Annotated in this window: 17 protein-coding genes; 12 read left to right on the top strand and 5 right to left on the bottom strand. The window is 64.8% G+C overall.

The features are described from left to right. Positions 1-235: 235 nt before the first annotated feature. The 3 genes from QYC26_RS03175 to QYC26_RS03185 are packed head-to-tail and all read right to left on the bottom strand — an operon-like array spanning position 236 to position 3,754. Positions 236-997, bottom strand: a complete 762-nt coding sequence (locus tag QYC26_RS03175) for an SDR family NAD(P)-dependent oxidoreductase (protein ID WP_317513952.1) — start codon at positions 995-997, stop codon at positions 236-238. Between the two features lie 52 nt (positions 998-1,049). Then, entirely contained in the window at positions 1,050-2,501 is a 1,452-nt protein-coding gene (locus QYC26_RS03180) for an aldehyde dehydrogenase family protein (protein WP_317513953.1), read from the bottom strand. Next, positions 2,498-3,754, bottom strand: coding sequence for a CaiB/BaiF CoA-transferase family protein (locus tag QYC26_RS03185; RefSeq protein WP_317513954.1), 1,257 nt, complete (start codon positions 3,752-3,754; stop codon positions 2,498-2,500). Before QYC26_RS03185 ends, QYC26_RS03180 begins: the two co-directional genes overlap by 4 nt. 210 nt (positions 3,755-3,964) lie before the next feature. On the opposite strand from QYC26_RS03185, the gene QYC26_RS03190 reads away from it, so the two are divergent. From QYC26_RS03190 to QYC26_RS03215, 6 genes are all read left to right on the top strand, one after another. After that, complete coding sequence (locus QYC26_RS03190) at positions 3,965-4,735, top strand: helix-turn-helix domain-containing protein (protein ID WP_317513955.1); 771 nt, start codon at positions 3,965-3,967, stop codon at positions 4,733-4,735. A gap of 473 nt (positions 4,736-5,208) precedes the next feature. Further along, positions 5,209-7,566 (top strand): TonB-dependent receptor, encoded by a 2,358-nt coding sequence (locus QYC26_RS03195; protein ID WP_317513956.1) that lies wholly within the window; start codon positions 5,209-5,211, stop codon positions 7,564-7,566. 7 nt (positions 7,567-7,573) lie between these two features. Next, positions 7,574-8,995, top strand: a complete 1,422-nt coding sequence (locus tag QYC26_RS03200) for an MFS transporter (RefSeq protein WP_317513957.1) — start codon at positions 7,574-7,576, stop codon at positions 8,993-8,995. Positions 8,996-9,008: 13 nt separating this feature from the next. Beyond that, positions 9,009-9,884, top strand: coding sequence for a TauD/TfdA dioxygenase family protein (locus tag QYC26_RS03205; RefSeq protein ID WP_317513958.1), 876 nt, complete (start codon positions 9,009-9,011; stop codon positions 9,882-9,884). 25 nt (positions 9,885-9,909) lie between these two features. After that, the gene (locus tag QYC26_RS03210; RefSeq protein ID WP_317513959.1) at positions 9,910-10,851 is read left to right on the top strand and encodes a TauD/TfdA family dioxygenase; all 942 of its coding nucleotides are present in this window, start codon (positions 9,910-9,912) and stop codon (positions 10,849-10,851) included. A 148-nt stretch (positions 10,852-10,999) separates the two neighbouring features. Beyond that, positions 11,000-13,093 carry a PQQ-dependent dehydrogenase, methanol/ethanol family gene (locus QYC26_RS03215; protein ID WP_317513960.1) on the top strand — a complete coding sequence of 698 codons (2,094 nt, stop codon included), beginning with the start codon at positions 11,000-11,002 and terminating at the stop codon, positions 13,091-13,093. A gap of 19 nt (positions 13,094-13,112) precedes the next feature. Here QYC26_RS03215 and QYC26_RS03220 read toward each other — a convergent pair whose 3' ends face one another. Continuing rightward, positions 13,113-13,295 carry a YbdD/YjiX family protein gene (locus QYC26_RS03220; RefSeq protein ID WP_317513961.1) on the bottom strand — a complete coding sequence of 61 codons (183 nt, stop codon included), beginning with the start codon at positions 13,293-13,295 and terminating at the stop codon, positions 13,113-13,115. After that, the gene (locus QYC26_RS03225) at positions 13,295-15,343 is read right to left on the bottom strand and encodes a carbon starvation CstA family protein (protein WP_317513962.1); all 2,049 of its coding nucleotides are present in this window, start codon (positions 15,341-15,343) and stop codon (positions 13,295-13,297) included. Before QYC26_RS03225 ends, QYC26_RS03220 begins: the two co-directional genes overlap by 1 nt. Before the next feature lie 122 nt (positions 15,344-15,465). Here QYC26_RS03225 and QYC26_RS03230 point away from each other — a divergent pair, with 122 nt between their 5' ends. From QYC26_RS03230 to QYC26_RS03255, 6 genes are all read left to right on the top strand, one after another. Continuing rightward, on the top strand, positions 15,466-15,696 hold the full coding sequence (locus tag QYC26_RS03230; protein ID WP_317513963.1) for a hypothetical protein: 231 nt from the start codon (positions 15,466-15,468) through the stop codon (positions 15,694-15,696). Positions 15,697-16,064: 368 nt separating this feature from the next. Continuing rightward, a complete protein-coding gene (locus tag QYC26_RS03235; protein ID WP_317513964.1) occupies positions 16,065-18,347 on the top strand; it encodes a TonB-dependent hemoglobin/transferrin/lactoferrin family receptor in 2,283 nt (760 codons plus the stop codon). Positions 18,348-18,368: 21 nt separating this feature from the next. Continuing rightward, the gene (locus tag QYC26_RS03240) at positions 18,369-19,346 is read left to right on the top strand and encodes a DUF6607 family protein (protein ID WP_317513965.1); all 978 of its coding nucleotides are present in this window, start codon (positions 18,369-18,371) and stop codon (positions 19,344-19,346) included. 110 nt (positions 19,347-19,456) lie between these two features. Continuing rightward, positions 19,457-19,636, top strand: coding sequence for a hypothetical protein (locus QYC26_RS03245; RefSeq protein WP_317513966.1), 180 nt, complete (start codon positions 19,457-19,459; stop codon positions 19,634-19,636). Between the two features lie 106 nt (positions 19,637-19,742). Continuing rightward, on the top strand, positions 19,743-20,705 hold the full coding sequence (locus QYC26_RS03250; protein WP_317513967.1) for a patatin-like phospholipase family protein: 963 nt from the start codon (positions 19,743-19,745) through the stop codon (positions 20,703-20,705). Between the two features lie 156 nt (positions 20,706-20,861). Next, positions 20,862-21,230: a hypothetical protein gene (locus QYC26_RS03255; RefSeq protein ID WP_317513968.1), complete on the top strand. Its 369-nt coding sequence runs from the start codon at positions 20,862-20,864 to the stop codon at positions 21,228-21,230. Positions 21,231-21,232 lie beyond the last annotated feature (2 nt).

Consider the following 21,232-nt stretch of genomic DNA (forward strand, 5'->3'; position numbering starts at 1 on the left):
TTTAATTGGCGTTGACGCTCCGAGTGCCTCGTCACCGAGGCACTCGGGTAAAATCTATCCGCCACGCCAGAGCAGACAATCGAATTCATGGAGGAAAGGCCGCGATGCGGACCATGAAGGCCCATGTGACGGCCCATCAAGGAATTGAAACGCGCCTGACTACCGCAGGAACGAACAATTAATTCAATGCAGTAGATGCGTTTCCGTCATCCTCCCCAGCCTTTCCCCTCATGGCTTATTTGCAGGTAAACCCGCCATCCACCGGCAAGGCGACACCGGTGATGTACGATGCCTCGTCGGACACGAGGAACAGCGCGGCATTCGCCACCTCGATCGCCTCGCCGGGGCGCGCCAGCGGGATCGATTCCAGATAACGGCGCTGGAATGCGGCGGCCTCTTCGGCATTGCCGCGCGACGAGAAGAAATGCGGCATCATCGGCGTGGCGGTGATGCCGGGGCACACCGCGTTGACGCGAATATTGTCCGCCGCCACGCGCTGCGCCATACCCTTGGTATAGCCGACGATCGCGAATTTCTGGGCCGAATAGAGCGGGCTCCCCATCGAACCGACAAGCCCTGCGGTCGATGCCGTGAACAGGATCGAACCGCCGCCGCGCTTGCGGATATATTCGGTCGCCTCGGCCGCGATCAGGATGCTCGACGTCATGTTGAGCTCGATCGTCTTGTCATAGGCATCAAGGTTGATCTGCTCGACCGCGCCGGGCGCGGGCATGCCTGCGTGGCTCCACAGGATATCGATCCCGCCCAGCATTTCGGCTGCCTTGTGGACAAGGTCTATGCACTGCTGGCGGTCGGTCAGGTCGGCGGTGATCGTCTGCACGGCGGGGCCGACAGAGGCCGCGAGATCGGCCAGCGCCGCCTCATCGATATCGACGGCGACGACGCGCGCGCCCTCGCGCACGAAGACCTCTACTCCCGCACGCCCCATGCCCGAGGCGGCGGCGGTCACCACCACCAGCTTGTCCTTCAATCGCATCGCATCGTCCCCTTCATCTGTTCAATATCTTGCAGGGAGGTCGAACGGCCGTTCAGCGGCCCAGCCCGATCACCCCGTGGTTGAGATAGGTCGTCTTCATTTCGGTGAAGAATTCGGCGGCGCCCGTGCCCTGCTCGCGCCCGCCATAGCCAGACGGGCGGCGCCCGCCGAAGGGCGCGTGATAATCGACCCCGGCGGTCGGCGCGTTGATCATCACCATGCCTGCGGGCGATGCGCGGCGGAACCGCTCGGCAGACCCCAAATTCTGCGTGCAGATGCCCGAAGACAGCGCCAGTTCGCAGTCAGATGCCACCGCAATCGCCTCGTCCAGATCGGCCACGCGGATCACCGAGGCGACCGGCCCGAACACTTCCTCGCGGTTGATGTGCATCGCATTGTGCGTGCCGGCGAACAGCACGGGCGCCATGTAATTGCCTTCATGCGCCCAGTCGGTCGCATCCTGACCGGTCAGCGCCTCGGCCCCTTCCGCCTTGGCGGACTGTACGAAACCCTGATTGCGCGTCAGCTGCGCTGCGGTTGCCACCGGCCCCATCTGCGACTGCGGATCAAGCGAATGGCCAACGCGCAGCGCGCGCACCTTCGCGGCAAGCCCCTCGACAAAGGCGTCATGGATGCCCTCGGCCACGATCAACCGGCTCGAGGCGGTGCAACGCTGGCCGGTCTGGGCAAAGGCCCCTTGCAACGCAACGTCGATCGCCAGATCGAGATCGGCGTCATCGAGCACGACAAGCGGGTTCTTGCCGCCCAGCTCAAGCTGCACCTTGGTCATGTACGGCGCCGCCTGCTGCAACAGGATCTGCCCGACAGTGGTCGAGCCGGTAAAGCTCAGCGCGTCGACATCCTTCACCAGCGGTTCGGCCATCACGCGGCCATCGCCGACGATCAGGTTGAACACGCCCTCGGGCACGCCCGCCTCGGCCAGAATTTCGGCCAGCAGCACACCGCATCCCGGAACGGCTTCGGAAACCTTCAGCACAACCGTATTGCCATAAGCCAGCGCCGCCGCCGTCTTCCACGCCGGGATTGCGATCGGGAAATTCCACGGCGTGATCAGCGAGACAACGCCCACCGGCTCATAGCTCACCGTCACGTCCATGCCGTCGCGCACGCTCGGCAGCCATTGTCCCGGATGGCGCAACACCTCGCCCGCATAATAATGGAAGGACTGTGCCGCGCGCACGGCCTCGCCAATGCCCTCGGAAAGCAGCTTGCCTTCCTCGCGCGCCAGCAGCGTGCCGATCTCGGTGGACCGCGCCAGCAGCGCATCGCCTGCGCGGCGAATGATATCGGATCGCTTCTGGATGTTGCCGCCCGCCCAGTCACCAAAGGCCTTGCGTGCGGCGGCTACGGCCTCTTCCGCGTCGGCGCGGCTGGCGTTCACATATTCGCCCACCACATCGTTGCGGTCGGCCGGGCTGCGGGTCTCGAACCTGTCCGCGCCGTCGCGCCACTGCCCCGCGATGAAATTCGTTCCGCGCTTCACGATGCCTTCTCCACCTGCGATCCTCCAATCACGCCCGCTTGCCGCAGGCTTTCCATATCCCCGGCGCCAAGCCCCAGCCGCTCGGCAAGCACCGTCTCGGTATCCGCGCCCAGCCGCGGCGGCGCGGTGCGGTAGCTTGCCGGCGAAGCCGACAAGCGCGGCGGAAAACCTGGCACCTGCACGCGCACGCCGGTATCGCGCGTCATCGTCTGCACCACGCCGCGCGCGGCGATCTGCGGGTCGGCGAATATCTGCGGAATGGTGTTCACCGGGCCACCCGGCAGCCCCTCCGCCTCCATCGCGGCGATGAGCTCGGCCGAGGTCCAGTGAACAATCGTCTCTTCAAGCGCGGCCATCAGCGCGGGGCGGTTCGCCGCGCGCGCCGCATTGCTGCCAAAGCGGGCATCCTCCGCCAGATCGTCGCGGCCGATCAGCTTGCAGAAGCGGAAAAACTGCCGGTCATTGCCCAGCGCCACCAGCACATTGCCATCGGCGGTCCGGAAATCGCGGTACGGGATCACATTGGGATGGTCGTTGCCCAGCCGCCCGGGCGTGACGCCGCCGTTCAGCCAGTTCGACGCCTGATTGGCGAGCATCGCCACCTGGCTGTCAAGCAGCGCGCAATCGATATGCTGCCCCTGCCCCGTCGCGTCGCGGTGCCGCAGCGCCGCGAGGATCGCGATCGTCGCGTTCAAGCCGGTGAACAGATCCGCCACCGGAACGCCCACTTTCATCGGCCCCGCACCCGGCTCGCCGTCCGGCCGTCCGGTCACGCTCATCAACCCGCTCATCCCCTGAACAAGGAAGTCGTAACCGCCGCGGTCCGCATAGGGCCCGTCCTGCCCAAATCCGGTGACCGAACAATAGATGAGGTCGGGCTTCAGCCGCGCAAGGCTGGCATAATCCAGCCCATATTTGGCCAGCCCACCAACGCGGAAATTCTCGACGACGATGTCGCTTTCCAGCGCCAGCTTGCGGATGATCTCGGCGCCTTCGGGCTTGGCGATATCGATTTCCAGCGAGCGCTTGTTGCGGTTGATCGCCAGATAATAGGCCGCATCGCCCGAGCCATCGTCCAGAAAGGGCGGGCCCCAATGGCGCGTATCGTCGCCCTTGCCCGGCTGCTCGATCTTGAGCACTTCCGCCCCCAGATCGCCCAGCACCTGCGTCGCCCATGGGCCCGCGAGCACGCGCGACAGGTCGAGCACGCGAATACCGGCCAGCGGTCCGCAAGCACCAACCGATTCGTTCATCCGATCACCATTGTCTGAGAGCCTTTGAAACGGGGCGCCGATTCATGGGGATTGAGTGGAGCCCGGTAGGAAGGCCCCAATTTCTCCCGATTTTCGACGAGGCGGCAATCCATCACCTAAAAGACCGTTTCATCTGTTGAAATCTTATTTCATTTGTTATGGAGCAATTGACGGGCTTGTCCATCGCTAATTTCGAAACGGGGTTCCCAAATGCCATCCTATCAGCCGGTTGAAGCGTTTCTGCGGGGGCTTTCGGTGCTTCGGCACATAAGCATGAACGGTCCGTGCTCCGTTGGAGACGTTCACCGCGCGCTGGGGCTGAACAAGGCGACGATCGTGCGGATGCTCGAAACACTGGTCGCAGCCGGCTATGTCGTGCGCGACGAGCGCAGCGTCAGCTATGCAGTCACCGGCAAGGTGCTCGAGCTCAGTTCCGGCTACAGCGCGACGCGGGCGATGGAACGCGTCGCCGCCCCGATCTTGGCGACGCTGCAAAAACAGATCGGCTGGCCGTCCGATGTTGCCGTGCTCGACGGCTGCGACATGATCGTCGCGGTCACCAGCCGCGGCCAGGGCCAGTTGTTCTTCAACCGCAAGCCCGGTTACCGCGCGCCTTTGATGGGCACATCGCTTGGCCGCGCCTATCTCGCCTTCGCCCGCCCCGCCGAACGGACCCGGCTGCTCCAACAGGTGTCCGATCTCTCCGAAAGCTGGAACCAGCCCGCGCGCGACGGGCGCGGTGAAGAGGTTCTGGCACAGGTTCGCGCCCAGCATTTCGCAACGATCGACCCTGCCTATGCCGGCCGCGAATATGACAATACCGTCGCAACACTCGGCGTTCCGATAGTGAAGGACGGCCACTCGATCGGCGCGCTCAACGTGATGTATCTGCGCGATGCGATGGAGCAGGACGAGGCCGTCACCCGGCTATTGCCTCCATTACGCGATGCCGCAGATCGGATCGCAGACGCGCTGCGCTAACCCCAAAAAGCGCGTATCCCCCTACCCCTTCTTTGCCCCGGTTTAGCAAAACTTGGATTGACCGACTCATTCTCTACCATTTAAGTTGATTATATCGAGAGACGGTCTGGCCGGCCGTCCTGCAAAGGGCTTTCAGCCCCCAATCCGGCCCGCGGCTTTTGAAGGGATGCAGCTTGCTCCGCGTCATCAACGGCTAAAGCGCGATGCAGGGTCAGCGTGACACCCGGCTTCGTGATCCCCCCAGAAACAAGGGGCAAGGACGAATGCAGAACAGCGTTTGCACAACAGACTGACGAACCGGCCCGTCTTGCGGGGCTGAACGACGCACCTTCGCACTGAAGGGCGCGCGTCCCCGCACGCCTGCCGACATTCAAACGACATTTTCGACGGCGCGAAACGCGTCGGCGTCCGGGCCACGCATGCCCGACGATGGGGGATTTTGACCGACAATGACCAGGAAAAGTAGAGGGTTCGTGATCTGGCGTACGGGCACCGCGCTCGCCACAGCACTTCTTGCAGGGACCGCGCAGGCGGAAACGCCTGCCCCCGCCCCGGCCGAAGCGGCGGTGGATTCCGCCGATGCGGCGGAAATCACCGTCACCGCGCGCCGCCGAGAGGAAAGCGCACAGGATGTACCGATCGCGCTCAGCGTGGTCGACGCCGCCACGCTCGAGGCGACGGGCAATTTCTCGATCGGCCATATCCAGCAGCTGGTGCCCAGCCTTCAGGTGTTCAGCTTCAATCCGCGCAACACCAACATCAACATTCGCGGGCTCGGCTCGAACGTCGCGCTCACCAATGACGGGCTCGAAAACGGCGTCGGCGTCTATGTCGACAATGTCTATTACGGCCGCGTCGGCCAGTCGCAGTTCGATCTCGTCGATCTGCAGCAGATCGAGGTGCTGCGCGGGCCCCAGGGCACGCTCTTCGGCAAGAACACGACCGCCGGCGCCATCAATATCAGTTCGCGCGCGCCCAGCTTCGAACCCGAATTTTCGGGCGAGGCGACGATCGGCGACTATGGCTACCACCAGCTGCGCGGCTCGGTCTCCGCCCCGCTGATCGGCGACAGCGTCGCCTTTCGCCTCAGCCTTGCCGACACGCACCGCGACGGCTTCCTCACCAACATCACCACCGGCGCCAAGGCGCAGGATTACGACAATTTCACCGCGCGCGGCCAGTTGCTGATCGTGCCCGATGATCGGGTCACGGTCCGGCTGATCGGCGATTACTCCCGGCAGAAACAGCACCATGTGCTCAATATCTTCGCCAATTATTTCGGCACCTACGAAAACGGCGCGCCGATCGCGAACAACTTCTACGATCGCGCGGCCCGCGCCGGATATACGCCGCCCGCCATCGATCCCTTTGCGCGGATCGGCGATTCCGACGCGCATTATCAGGCCGAGATGCAGGGCTACGGCGTCTCGGGCCAGCTCGACTGGGATTTCGGGGGCGCTGCGCTGACCGCGATCACCGCCTACCGCTGGTGGGATTGGGATCCCGCCAATGACGGGGACTCGACCGCGCTTCCCATCGTCACCAAGGCCGAACAGGCGAACCGCCAACGCCAGTTCAGCCAGGAAATCCGCCTGGGCTCCACCGGTGCAAACCATTTCGACTATGTCGTCGGCGCCTATTATTTCTGGCAGCGCGTCCGCGGCTATGGCACCACGGCCTACGGCGCAGCCGCGGCAGACTGGAACCTGCCGACCGTCCCCGCGGCCATCGGCAATGCCGCGCTCAACGGGTTCGAGGCGGATTCGATCTCGACCCCCGAAACCAAAAGCTACGCACTGTTCGGGCAGACCGACTGGAAGATCAGCGACGCCCTGAAACTCACCACCGGGCTGCGATTTACGCATGAGGTGAAATCGGGCGCGTACAGCCAGTTCCATGTCGCGGGTGTCGATCTGTCGACGCTGGCACCGGCACAGGCCGCCATCGCCGCCGCGATCCGCAACCAGTTCAACCCGGTGACCGATTATCGCACGCGTTTCAGCGACGACAGTCTCTCCGGGCTGATCAGCCTTTCCTACAAGGCCGCCGATAGCGCGCTCCTCTACGCCACCTATTCGCGCGGCAGCAAATCGGGCGGGCTCAACCTCGCCGCATTGCCCGCGGGCGTCGCTCCCGATGTGAAGCCCGAAAAGGTCGATCATTTCGAACTGGGGCTGAAATCCAATCCGTTCGACGGGTTCACCGCCAACCTTGTCGGCTATTGGACCGAGGTCAGCGACTATCAGACGGCGGTCACCGAACAGGTCGAAAACACCGTCAGCTACCGCCAATATATCGCCAACATCCCCAAGGTGCGTTCACGCGGGTTCGAGGCGGATCTCGTCTATGCGCCCAGCCGCCAGATCAGCCTGTCGGCATCGGCCGCCTATAACGACGCCACCTATCGCAGCTATGCGAACGCCCCGCAGGCGCCCGAGCGCGCAAATATCGGCGGCGTGCAGGATCTGTCGGGCGCCCAGCTCGCCGGTGCCCCCAAATTCACCTACACGCTGGGCGCCGATCTCTCCCAGCCCGTGGGCGACTGGGACGGCCGCGGGGTCGAGATCTATGGCCACGGCGATTTCGCGCATCGCTCCTCGTTCAATTCCTCGTCCAGCAATTCGGCCTATGCGCAGGTCCCCGCTTACGGCGTGCTCAATATTCGCTTCGGGCTGCGCACCGACGATGGCCGCTGGGACCTCTCGGTCTGGGCCCGCAACCTCACCGACGAACAGTATTTCCAGACGCTCAGCCCCGGCAACACCGGGCTCGTCACCGGCCTGATCGGCGACCCGCGCACCGTCGGTGCAACCCTCCGGACCAAATTGTGAGGCGCTCATGGCAACCGTGATCCCCATCCACAGCCCCCTGCCCGCCCCTGCCGAACCGGCGCGGGCCCGGCCGGCCGAACAACCCGCTCGGCTGAGCGGCTGGCGGCTCGCGGCCTTTTCCTCCTTCGCGGTTCCGGTGGCGGCCGCCCAGATGCCGGTCGGTGTCTATCTGCCCGCCATCTATGCCCAGCATTACGGCATTCCGCTCGCCACGCTCGGGCTGCTTTTCCTCGCCGAACGGCTGTGGGGGGCGGCCGCCGATCCGGTGATCGGGATCCTGAGCGATCGTACGCGTAGCCGCTTCGGCCGACGCCGCCCCTGGATCGCGGCGGGCGGGCTCCTTTTCGGGCTTTCGGCGATCGCCCTCTTCTTTCCCGGCGACGCCGTCTCCGCCTGGTCGCTCGGGCTCACGCTCTTCGTCTTCTATCTCGGCTGGTCGATGATGCAGATCCCCTATCTCGCCTGGAGCGGGGAGATTTCGGGCCAGTATCACGAGCGCACCCGCATCGCGACCTATGGCACGGTCGCCGGCTCCTCCGCGCTGCTCCTCGTCCTCATCCTCCCCACAATCGCCGACCAGCTGCGCCCCGGCGACGGCCCGCTGAAACTGGCGGCCATGGGCACGGTCGTGCTCGTCACGCTCGCCATCGCGCTTGTGCTCACGCTGCGCGCCTTTCCCGAAGCGCCCGCCCCGGCAACGGCGCCCCGGCCCGTTCCCTTTGCAGAGGCGCTCCGCGTCATCCTGCGCGATCGGCTGTTGCTGCGCGTCATGGGATCTGACTTCGCCGTCACCTTCGGCCAGCTCGTCCGCAGCACGCTCTTCGTCTTCTTCGTCAGCAGCTATATGGGCCTGCAGCACTGGGCGAGCGGCCTCTTCCTGCTCCAGTTCGTCTTCGGCATCGCGGCGGGTCCGATCTGGATGAAGGTGGCGCTCAAATTCGGCAAGCACCGCACCGCCGTGCTGGGCGAGGGGCTTCAGGTCGCGATCAACCTCGGGCTGCTGCTCGTCACCCCCAGCGCCTTTCCCCTGCTGATCGCGCTCACCGTGGCGCAGGGACTGGCGCAGGGATCGGGCAATCTCATGCTCCGCGCCATCGTCGCCGATGTCGCCGACCAGCACCGGCTCGATACCGGCGTCGATCGCACTGCGCTCTTCTTCTCGGTGTTCAGCCTCACCACCAAGGCCGGGATGGCCGCCGCCGTCGGCGTCGCCCTGCCGCTCGTCGCCTGGCTCGGCTTCAACCCGCAAGGACACAATACGCCCGAAGCCCTGACCGGCCTCCTCCTCGTCTTCGCGCTTGGCCCGGCCATCGCCCATGCAGTGTCCGCCTGGCTGATCCACGGCTTTCCGATCGACGAGGCACGCCACGCCGAAATCCGCCGTGCGCTCCATGCGCGCGACGCCGCCCCCTCATCCCCCGCAGAATGAATGGAGACCAGCCATGACCGCCTATGACCGTCATCTTGAAATTGACGACACCCTGTTCGACATCACCCCGCTCCAGCCCAGCCTCGGCGCGCTGATCACCGGGATCGATCTCACCCAGCCGCTCAGCGATGCGCAGCGCAACGCGCTTCACGCCACGCTCCTCAACTACCGGGTGCTCTTCTTCCGCGATCAGCATCTCAGCCGCGAACAGCATGTCGCCCTCGGCCGCGCCTTCGGGGATCTGGAGGTGCACCCCGTCTTCTCGCATCCCGATCATCCGGAAATCCTGCCGCTCGTCGCCCGCGACCTTGCCGAACGCTATCGCCGCACCACCGACAGCAACTGGCATGCCGACACCACCTTCCGCGAGGAACCGTCCGCCGCCTCGATCCTGCTCGCGCACGTCTCTCCGTCGCTGGGCGGTGACACGGTCTTCGCCAATGCCGTCGCGGCCTATGAAACGCTCGACGAAGACACCAAAAACCAGATCGACGGGCTGACCGCGATCCATGATCCCAGCGTCTTCATCCAGTTCCTCAATACCGAGGAAAAGAAGGAAGCGCTGCTCGCCCAATACCCCCCGGTCGAACATCCGGTGGTGCGCATCCATCCCGAAACCGGCGAAAAGCTACTCTACGTCAATTCGGTCTTCACGCGGCGGATCGTCGGGTTCGATGCCGCCGAAAGCGATGCCCTGCTCGCGCGGCTCTTCGATCAGGTGAAGCGCCCCGAATTCCAGGTGCGCTGGAGCTGGCGCCCCGGCTCGATCGCCTTCTGGGATAACCGCGCCACCCAGCACTACGCCGTGCCCGACTTCAACGAACCCCGCCACATGGAACGCGTCACCGTCATCGGCGACCGCCCGTTCGGCCCTGCCTCCGTCAACTGAACCTCAAGCGCAAAAGGAAAACGCCATGACTGCACTCAATCAGCACTTCGTGAATGCCCGTGATCCCCAAAGCCCGCTCGATATCGTTCCCGTGGGCGGCCGCATCGGCGCCGAGATCCGCGGCGTCGCGCTGTCGGGCGATCTTGACGACGCAACCATCGCCGCCATCCGCGCCGCCGTCGTCCGCCACAAGGTCGTCTTCTTCCGCGATCAGGACACGCTCGACGACGCCCGGCAGGAAGGCTTTGCCGAACGCTTCGGCAAGCCCGTCGCGCACCCGACCGTGCCCGTCGCATCCGGCTCCAAATATCTGCTCGAGCTGGACTCGCGCGAAGGCTATGCCGCCGCCAGCTGGCACACCGACGTCACCTTCGTCGATGCCTATCCCGAGGCCTCGATCCTGCGCGCAATCACCATTCCCGAAGCGGGCGGCGACACGCTCTGGGCCAACGGCGTCACCGCCTATGAAGAACTGCCCGACGCGCTGAAGACATTGGTCGACGGGCTCTGGGCGCTCCACACCAACGCCTATGACTATGCCGCCACCTTCTCGGGCGTCAGCCGCGCCCAGCTGGATCAGCACCGCAATGTCTTTGCCTCCACCGTCTATGAAACCGAGCATCCGGTCGTCCGCGTCCATCCCGAAAGCGGCGAACGCGCGCTGCTCGTCGGCCATTTCGTCAAGCAGTTCGTCGGCCTGAACGGGCAGGATTCGCAGCGCCTCTTCGCGATCCTGCAGGATCACATCACCAGGCCGGAAAACACCGTGCGCTGGCGCTGGCGCGCGGGCGACGTCGCGATCTGGGACAACCGCTCGACCCAGCACCGCGCCATCGCCGATTTCGGTTTGCAGCGCCGCACGCTGCGCCGCGCCACCATCGCGGGTGATGTGCCGATCGCGATCGACGGCACCCGCAGCCGCGTGATCAAGCCCGAACCGGCCCCGCTGCTCGAAGCCGCCGAATAACGTCTCGTCCCGCATTCTCTCCGCGGGCCAAACTCGACCACGCCCCTGTTCCTCCGGGGGGCGTGGTCGCTTTTCGTTCGACTTTTCGCTTTTCGGCCCCGGCCAAAAGATTATCGTCCTGCCCAAATTATAAGATTTGGGGAGAAGGATGGGGGCAAGGTTTCCGGGCGCAGGATCGTTTCGCGCCATCATTCTGGCGGCCGGCTGCGGGTTGCTGCTGGCCAGTTGCTCGAACAACGCCAACCCGGCGGCGCACGACGCCACCGCATCGGACAATCCGGATAATTGGACCGGCTATGGCCGCACTGCGGGCGAACAGCATTTCAGCCCGCTTACCGATATCAACGACGGCAATGTCGGTCGATTGGGGCTTGCCTGGTCCTTCGATCTCGATCCCGGCAACGCCGTCTCCGCCCCCGTCGCGGCGGATGGCATCCTCTATATCGCCACCGGCTACAGCGTCGTGCGCGCGTTCGAGGCGGCCACCGGCAAGCTGCTCTGGGAACATGATCCCAAGGCCGCGCGCGCGGCGGGGCGCAAGCTGCGTCAGGGCTGGGGCATTCGCGGCCTCGCCTATTCCGACGGCGCGGTCTTTGTCGGCACGCATGACGGCCGCCTGCTCGCGCTCGACGCCAAAACCGGCAAGGAACGCTGGAGCGCGATGACCGTCAGCGCCGATGATGGGCGCTATATCACTGGCGCACCGCGCGTCTTCGATGGCAAGGTCATTATCGGCCACGGCGGCGCCGACGTCGCCGATATTCGCGGTTATGTCACCGCCTATGACGCGCGCACCGGGCGCCAGCTCTGGCGCTTCCACACCGTGCCCGGAAACCCCGCCGACGGGTTCGAGAACAAGGCCATGGAAATGGCCGCCAAGACATGGTCCGGCGACTGGTGGAAATATGGCGGCGGCGGCACCGTCTGGAACGCCATGACCTATGATCCGGGGCAAAAGCTCATCATTCTGGGCACCGGCAACGGCGCGCCGTGGAACCACAAGATCCGCAGCAAGGGCGAAGGCGACAACCTCTTCCTCGCCTCGATCGTCGCGCTCGATGCCGCCACCGGCGCATATCGCTGGCATTATCAGGTCAATCCGGGCGAAAGCTGGGATTATAACGCAGCGATGGACATGCAGCTCGCCGATCTCGAAATCGGCGGCGCACGGCGCCAGGTGCTGATGACCGCGCCCAAGAACGGCTTTTTCTATGTCATCGACCGGACGAACGGAAAGCTGATCTCGGCCGAGCCTTATGCCCATGTCAGCTGGGCCAGCCGGATCGACACCAAGACCGGCCGTCCCGTCGAAACGCCGGGCGCGCGCTATCCCGATGGCCAGCGTTTCACCATGTGGCCCGGCCCGATTGGCGCGCACAGCTGGCTGCCCATGGCGTTCAGCCCGCGCGCCGGGCTTGCCTTTATCCCCGCCATCGAAATGGGCGCCACCTATAGCGATGCCGGGATCGAAAAAATCGACTGGAAACGCACCCCCGGCATGGTGATGGACGGCGGCACCTTTCCCGATTTCGCGGTCAACGATCCCGCCCGCCGCCACGGCAGCAGCGAGTTGGTGGCCTGGGATCCCGTCCGCCAAAAGGCCGTCTGGAAGGTCCGCACGCTTGGCCCATGGGGCGGCGGCGTGATGGCAACGGGGGGCAATCTCGTCTTCCAGGGGCAGATCGACGGCAAGTTCACCGCCTATGCGGCTGACAGCGGCAAGCCGCTGTGGCGCTTCGACGCGCAGGCCCCCGTCCTCGCCCCGCCGATCAGCTACCGCTCAAAGGGCCGGCAATATGTCACCGTGCTGACCGGTCTCGGCACCAGCGGCGCCTCCTACGGCGCACTCATTCCGGTCCGCGCGGATTACCGCACACAGGCGCGCCGCGTGCTGACCTTCGTGATCGACGGCACGGCCAAGCTGCCGCCCGCCGAAAAGGCCGATCTCACGCCGTTCGACGATCCCGATTTCCGCGCCGATCCGGCGCTTGCGCAGTTCGGCGCGCTCCAGTTCGCCAATCATTGCGGCATCTGCCATGGCGGCGGCGCGGTGGGCGCGGGTCAGGCGCCCGATCTGCGGATGTCGGCCATCGTGCCGGTGGGCGAAGCCTTCACCGATATCGTGCGGGGCGGCGCGCTGGTCGATAACGGCATGCCCCGGTTCGAGGAACTGGACGACCGCACGATCGAAGCCATCCGCCACTATGTTCGCAGCGAGGCCGCGGTCGCGCGCGGCAAATAATCAGGATGCGCGGACGCGCCTAGCAGCAGCGCCCGCCATTCTTCCCGCCATAACGGGCTTCCTGCCGGTTGCGGAAAAACTCGGTCCGATCCATCGGGCGCGCATCGGGATGATGCTCGCCCATATGCTTCAGATAGGCGTCATAACTGGGCAGGCCGACCATCAGCCCGCCCATTTCGCGCAGCTTTGCCCAGACGCCCATCACTCGGCCGCCACCAGTTCGGCAGGCGTCTCGCTCACCGTGGGGTGACTGATCTTGCGCGCGGCGAGGCAGCTACGCACCGCAAAGACGAAGATCGAGATCACGACGAACAGGAACAGGCCGCACAGCGCCGCATCGATGCGGTCGTTGAAGATGATCTGCTCCATCTCCGCCATCGATTTGGCGGGCGCCAAGATCTCGCCCCGTGCCTCGGCAGCGGCGAACTTGCTTGCATGCGCAAGGAAGCCGATCGCCGGATCGGGCGAAAACAGCTTCAACCAGCCCGCGCTCACCGTGCAGACGAGCAACCAGGCGGTGGGCAGCATCGTCACCCAGGCAAAGCGATCACGCTTCATGCGGAACAGCACGACCGTTGCCAGCATCAGCGCGATCGCGGCGAGCATCTGGTTCGAAATGCCAAAGATCGGCCAGAGCGTGTTCACCCCGCCCAGCGGATCGGTCACGCCCTGATAAAGGAAGAACCCCCAGGCCGAAACGCACAGCGCCGTCGCGATGAACCCCGGCAGAAATGATGCCGTGTCGCGGAATTTGGGCACCGCAAGGCCCAGCAGATCCTGCAGCATGAAGCGCCCGGCCCGCGTGCCCGCATCCACCGCCGTCAGGATGAACAGCGCCTCGAACAGGATCGCGAAGTGATACCAGAAGGCCTTCATCGCCGGTCCGCCCAGCACATGGCTGAAGATTTCGGCCATGGCGACGGCCAGTGTCGGCGCGCCGCCGGTACGCGAGATGATGCTCGCCTCGCCCACATCCTTTGCCGTCTGCGTCAGCAATTCGGGCGTCACGGGAAAGCCCATGGCGGTCACTGCCGCCGCCGCGCTCGCCGGGTCGGTCCCCAGCACCGCCGCCGGGCTGTTCATCGCGAAATAGATGCCGGGATCGAGGATCGAGGCACCCACCAGCGCCATGATCGCAACGAACGCTTCCATCAGCATCGCGCCGTAACCAATCAGCGGCGCGTCCCCCTCGCTGGCGATCAGCTTGGGCGTGGTGCCGCTGGCGATCAGCGCGTGGAAACCCGAAACCGCACCGCATGCGATGGTGATGAACAGGAAGGGGAAAAGCCCGCCCGACCACACCGGTCCGCCGCCGTCCACGAACTGGGTGAGCGCGGGCATCTTGAGCGGCGGCGCCATGATGACGATGCCGATCGCCAGCGCCATGATCGCGCCGATCTTGAGGAAGGTCGAAAGATAGTCGCGCGGCGCCAGCAGCAGCCACACCGGCAGGATGGAGGCCACCCCGCCATACAGGATCAGGATCCAGCAAAGCTGTTCGGGCGTCAGCGTAAAGATCGGGCCCCATACCGCCGATTCAGCGATATTCTGGCCATAGACGATCGCCAGCAGCAACCCGATCAGCCCAAGGATGGAAACCTCCCCCACCCGTCCCGGTCGGATCCAGCGCGAATAGGCGCCCATCACCATGGCAAGCGGTATCGTCGCGGCCACGGTGAACAGCCCCCATGGGCTTTCCGCGAGCGCGCGCACCACGATGAGCGCGAGCACGGCCAGGATGATCACCATGATCATGAACGCGCCGAAAAGCGCGATCGTCCCGGCCACCGCGCCCATTTCCATGCGCACAAGTTCGCCCAGCGAGCGCCCGTCGCGCCGCATGGAAATGAACAGCACCATGAAGTCCTGCACCGCGCCCGCCAGCACAACGCCCGCAAGTATCCAGAGCGTTCCGGGCAGATACCCCATCTGCGCTGCCAGAACCGGGCCCACGAGCGGCCCTGCACCCGCAATCGCGGCGAAGTGATGGCCGAACAGCACGGTCCGGTCGGTCGCCACATAATCCAGCCCGTCGGCGCGGCGCACTGCGGGCGTCGCGCGGCGCGGGTCCAGCCCCATCACCTGCCGCGCGATGAACAGCGCGTAAAACCGGTAAGCGACCAGGAAAATGCAGACCGCCGCGATGACGATCCACAAGGCGTTGATCGGCTCGCCGCGCGCCGTGGCGATGACGCCAAGCGCCAGTGCGCCCACCGCGCTGAAGCCGGCCCAGGGTAGATATTTTGTCATGCATCCTCCGGTCTCGTGGCCAATCCCGGCCCGGACTATCGCGGTCCTTGCTAATCCCGGCGGCTCCCCTCCTGCAAGTCGGGAAACTTGCGAAAATCGCAAAGGCACGCAAAAGGCGGTGCATGACGTCAAGCGAACTGCAGGAACTGATCATCGCCACGCTGCTGCGCGAACGCGGCGGCACCCGGCGGCGCTGGCGCACGGCGCTGGGCGCGGTGCGCGTCTATTCGGTGTCCACCCACCCGCATTGCAACTGGACGGTCACGCCCTCGGGCAGCGCGCATGACATGGCGGTGATCGAGGAAATGCTCGATACGATGCGCGCACGCCACCCGCTCGTGTCGGGGCGCTGACCCGCGACGCCTCTGCCAACGCTCAGGCGCGCCAGCGGCAATATGTCCAGCACTGCCGTCACCCCGAGCATCGACGCCGTATCGAACCATTTGGCGATCTGACGCTTCGCCCATCGCACGCATATAGTTCCCCCAGTCCCGTCGGCTAGGCGCCCATTCTCTCTGGCCATCCGTTCCGCTCCCCCCGCTCTGGGGACGCCATCCCCTGCGCTGCACGGATCGCCCTGATCGAAAGTGGCCACGCGGCACCTCCCCTATCGCTTCCGCTCCGGTTTCACCCCTGTCTCGCGTCAACCCTGTTGACCTTCCCGCTAGTCCGCATGATACTCGCTACTGAGAATCAGTCGCATGATCAAAAGGGGGTTTTAATGAGTGATGGCATAAGGTGCGGATCGACGGTCGGGATCCGCCCTGCAATACAAAGCGCAGGCGGGCCGGAGGGCGTACGCAACAGGGCGCGGCGTCATGCCCGCCCCGCCTGCGCGTCGCTCGCGCTCGCCTTCGCGCTGCTGCCCGTGGCGGGCCATGCGCAGGATAATGACGGCCAGTTCTGGCTCGAACGGAAGAACCAGATCGTCGTCTCGGCCACGCGCACCCCGCTCAAGGTGGAGGATGTTCCGCTCACCATCTCGGTGAAAACCGCCGAAGATATCGCCGACGAACTGGTGACCGACATCCGTGATCTCGTACGCTTCGAACCCGGCGTCAGCGTCCAGCGCCAGCCCGCGCGCTTCAACGCGGCGGGCAGCGGCACGGGCCGCGCGGGCAATGAAGGCTTCAACATCCGCGGTATCGGCGGCAACCGCGTCCTCATCCAGGTAGACGGCGTGCGCGTTCCCGACGGCTTCAGCTTTGGCGCACAGGCGGTCGGGCGCGGCGACTATGTCGATCTCGGGCTGGTCAAATCGGTCGAGATCCTGCGCGGCCCGGCCTCGGCGCTCTATGGCAGCGACGGCCTTTCGGGCGCGGTCAGCTTCGTCACCGCCGACCCGGCGGACTTCCTCGAAGGCGGCAAGAATTTCGGCGGCCTCGTCCGCGCCGGCTATGCCAGCGCCGACAATGAATTCAGCGAAACCGCCATCCTCGCCGGGCGCAGCGGCGATTGGTCGGCCATGCTCGCCTATACGCGGCGCGATCATGAGGAACTGGACAATAAGGGCGATGTTGGCGGTCTCGGCGCGGAACGGACGAAACCCAACCCGCAAGACGGCCGTTCGAACGCCGTGCTTGGCCGCATCGTCTATGAGCCCGCCGGTGGCCACAAGTTGCGGCTGACCGGCGAATATCTCGACACGCGCCTGTCCACCGAGGGGCTCACCGGGCGTAGCGCAACCGTCGAGTTGCTCGAAGCAGTCGATACCGGCGAACGCAAGCGCCTTGGTCTCGACTGGAGCTGGGAAGGCAATGGCACGATCGATTTCGCGCGGGCCGCCATCTATTGGCAGAACGGCGAAGACGTCCAGTTTACCGATGAGGATCGTACCCCTGCGGTCGACCGTGAACGGCTCAACACCTTTGAAAACCGCGTATTCGGCGCCGCCGCCGATGCGCGGGCCGATTTCATCACCGGCGCGATCGGCCACCGCCTCGTCTTTGGCGCCGATGCCAGCATCACACGTCAACGGGGCCTGCGCGACGGCACCGTGCCACCGATGGGCGAGGTCTTCCCCACCCGCGCCTTCCCCTCCACCGATTTCACCCGCGCGGGCGCTTTCGTGGCCGACGAGATCAGCATCGCGGGCGGGCAATTGATGCTCTACCCCGCGCTCCGCTTCGATTATTACAAGCTGTCGCCCGATAATGATCCCCTGCTCCCCGCCTTTTCCGGCGCGGGTCAGGATGGATCGCGCGTCTCGCCCAAAATGGGCGTGGTGTGGAAAATCAACGACACCATCCGCCTGTTCGGCAATTACGCCACCGGCTTCAAGGCGCCCGAACCCGGCCAGGTGAACCAGTTCTTCGAAAACCTCGCCTTTGGCTACACCTCGGCGCCCAATCCCGATCTCGGCCCCGAACGCAGCGAAAGCTTCGAGGGCGGCATCCGCATCGCCTCGAACGCGGTCAGCCTCGAAATGACCGCCTTCACCTCGCGCTACAAGGATTTCATCAGCCAGGAAGTCGTTGGCGGCTCGTTCACCCCGGCCGATCCCGCGATCTACCAGTTCGTCAACCTCGATCGCGTCCGCGTGAAAGGCGCCGAAGCCCGGTTCGAAGCGCGCGCCGACAATGGCCTCTCGGGTACGCTCGCGCTTTCCTATGCGAAGGGCAACGAGATCGATCCGGACGGCAATCGTCGCCCGCTCTCGACGGTCGATCCGCTCAAGCTGGTCATGGGCGTCGGCTACCGGGATCGCGCCGGCCGGTTTGGCGGCCAGCTGATCGCGACGCACAGCGCGCAAAAGGAACTCGGCCGCACCACGGGTATCTGCACCCCGGCCTGCTACCGCCCCGGCGCGTTCACCATCCTCGATGCCACCGCCTTTCTGAAACTCGACAAGGCGCTCACGCTGCGCGCGGGCATCTTCAACATTCTCGACAAGAAATATGCGTGGTGGAGCGACGTTCGCGGCCTCTCCAGCACCTCCACTGTCACCGATGCCTATACCCAGCCCGGCCGCAACGCGAGCGTGTCCGCCAGCTATCGCTTCTGACGTATTCAAGGGAAACCCATCATGAAATCCATTCACACGCTGTTTTCCGCCGGGCTCTTGGCACTGGCGATGACGATGTCCCCCGCCCTCGCCCACCCGCCGATTTCGGCGACAAAGGCCGCCGCCGGGTTCGAGCAGGATCGCGCCGACATTCTCGCCATGGCGGGCAATTACCGCGTCCATTTCGACATGCAGGAAACCACGCGCTGGGATCCGGCCTATACCCCGCTCGAAAAAAAGCGTTCGGGCGGCAATGAAGTCGTCCGCGTGATCGAGGATACCGGCAAAAAGATCGCGCTCCAGCATATGCTCGTGATCGAGGGAGACGACGGCAAGGCGCATATCATCAAGCATTGGCGTCAGGATTGGGAATATGAGCCTGCCCGCGTGCTCGTCTTTGCCGATCGCAACAGCTGGAAATGGGAAGATGTGCCCGAAAAGATGCGCACCGGCCGCTGGTCGCAAACCGTCTATCAGGTCGACGATTCCCCGCGCTATGGCGGCTGGGGCCAGTTCGAAACGCAGGGCGGCGTCCGCCGCTGGCGCTCCAACTGGACCTGGCGTCCGCTCGCCCGCCGCGATGCCGTGCGCAACCCCGTCTATGACCGCTATCTCGGCATCAACCGCCACCAGAACGGTCCCGATGGCTGGGTCCACTGGCAGGACAATACCAAGATGGGCACCAAGGACGGCAAGCTCGTTCCCATCGTCCAGGAATATGTCCTCAACAGCTATACCCGCTACGATGATTACGACGTGAAGGCGGCCGACGCCTATTGGGATGCCACCAGCCGTTACTGGGCCGCCGTCCGCACCGCATGGGACCGCGTCGCCGCCACCAAGAACGGCATCGGTATCACCGAAAATGCCGAGACGGGAACCGTCATCAGCGCCCGCCTGCTCGAACTCGCCGACGAGATCATGGAGGGCAAGGTCAAGGAAGCGCAGGCCATCGCCGAAGCGCGCAAGCTGATCGATACCAACACCCGCCCGCTCTGACGCTCCTGCACCACGATCGGGGATAGGCGCCCCGCGCCCTTTCCCCGATCGTGGATGCTGCCTGAACGAAGCCTCGTCACCAGAGCGCCAATGCGCTAAAGGCTAGCGCCATGGCAGAACGATTTGAACGACACCGGCAGCCTTGGACCTCCGCCGAAATCCAGAAGCTGCATACGCTGGCGAAGAAGGGGATGGCGCTCAAGGCGATCGCCAAAGCGCTCACCCGCAGCGAGGAATCGGTGAAGGACCGTGCCAAGGCTGACGGACTGACCATCGCAAAGCTGCGCTAAAACAGGCGCCCAGCCGCGCGAGATCATGCCATTGGGCATAGCCGCATGCGCATCTGACTCACTGCCTAAGTCTTCGTAAAATCTCTCCTTCTGAAGGAGGAATGATATGGCAGGCGGGTTAGCCATGGTGTTGAGCGGCGGCGGCGCCAAGGGCGCCTTTCAGGTCGGCGTTGTCCACGAACTTGTCGTCAATCGCGGCGTCCGGATCGACATCGTCGCTGGCGTTTCAACGGGCGCAATCCAGGCACTGGGCGTCGCGCAAGACGATGTTCCCGGCCTGCTGGATGCATGGCTCGGCCTCAAGGGCAACGGCTCGATCTACAAGGAACGCCCGCTGGGTGTCGTCGGCGGGATTCTCGGCGAGGATGCGATCTACGACGCTGCCCCGCTCAAGCGACTGCTCAAGGGCTTCGCCAATGAAGAGAAGCTCATGAGCAGCGGCCGCAAGCTGCGGCTGGGCGTCGTCAATCTTGGCACTGGAGCCTATCGCAGCATCGACGAAAGCGTGCCTGGTATTCACAATTGGGTTTATGCCAGCTGTGCCATGCCGCTCTTCTTCGATCCCCTAAAGACGCGCGCCCGCGACGGGGTCGAGGAACAATGGGTCGATGGCGGCGTACGCGACGTGACGCCGCTTGGCGCCGCGCTCGACCTGAACCCGCGCGGCGTGATCGCCGTGCGTGCGTCCCCCGCCCCACAACTCGGCCGGGTGCGAACCTATGGCAATCTGATCAAGATCGGGTTGCGCGCGGTCGACATCCTGCAGTCCGAAGTATCGGTCAACGATCTGGCCGGCGCGGCGCTGATCAACGATATGATCGCCGCCCGCGAGGCGCAGCTTTGGGCGCTGCAAGCCGAAGGCATTGGCGGCACGCAAGCCGCAAGGATCCTTCGGCCGCTCGACGTGCAGATCGCCCGCTATCGTTTCGCGCCGATCCGGATCATCGAGCCCGAACAGGAATATTCCGAAACGCTTGAATTCGATCCTGCGAAAATCCGCACGGCGATCGACGCCGGACGCCGCGCCGTCGAGCATGAATGGGACGCGCTCGAACCGCTGCTCAGCTGAGGTGCGTTGGTCGTCGGGGCAAGCTACATCGTCTGCAAGACCGTCATTTACCCGCGCTTCCCACGGCTCCATATTAAACTGCCGCTCCAATGGCCCGGCGCGCAACCCGCCCGGGGACCAATTGAGCGCACCTTCCTGTTGAGCGGAGGCATATGAATGAGCGCGAATGACAAGTATCTCGCGGTTTTCACCAGCAACAAGGCCAGCGCGCGATGGCAGGCCTGGTATGCGATGTCAGACGCAGAACGCGACGCCCGCGACGAGGCCGGGCTTGCCGCGCTCAAAGCCTGGGACGAGACGCACAGGGATGCCATCGTTTATGCAGGCGGACCGCTCGGCCCAACCAAACGGACATCGCCGGATGGCGTGGCGGACGTCGTCAATGAACTGACCGTTTTCGTCGTCGTGCGCGCGCCCTCGCACGAGGCTGCGGCAAAGCTGTTCGAAGGCCATCCGCACTTCACCATCTTCCCGTGCGATTCTGTCGACGTGATGCCGCTTCTCGGCCCCGAACCGGGTGCATGAGG

This window comes from Sphingomonas sp. C3-2, assembly GCF_033025475.1.
GTDB lineage: Bacteria > Pseudomonadota > Alphaproteobacteria > Sphingomonadales > Sphingomonadaceae > Sphingobium_A.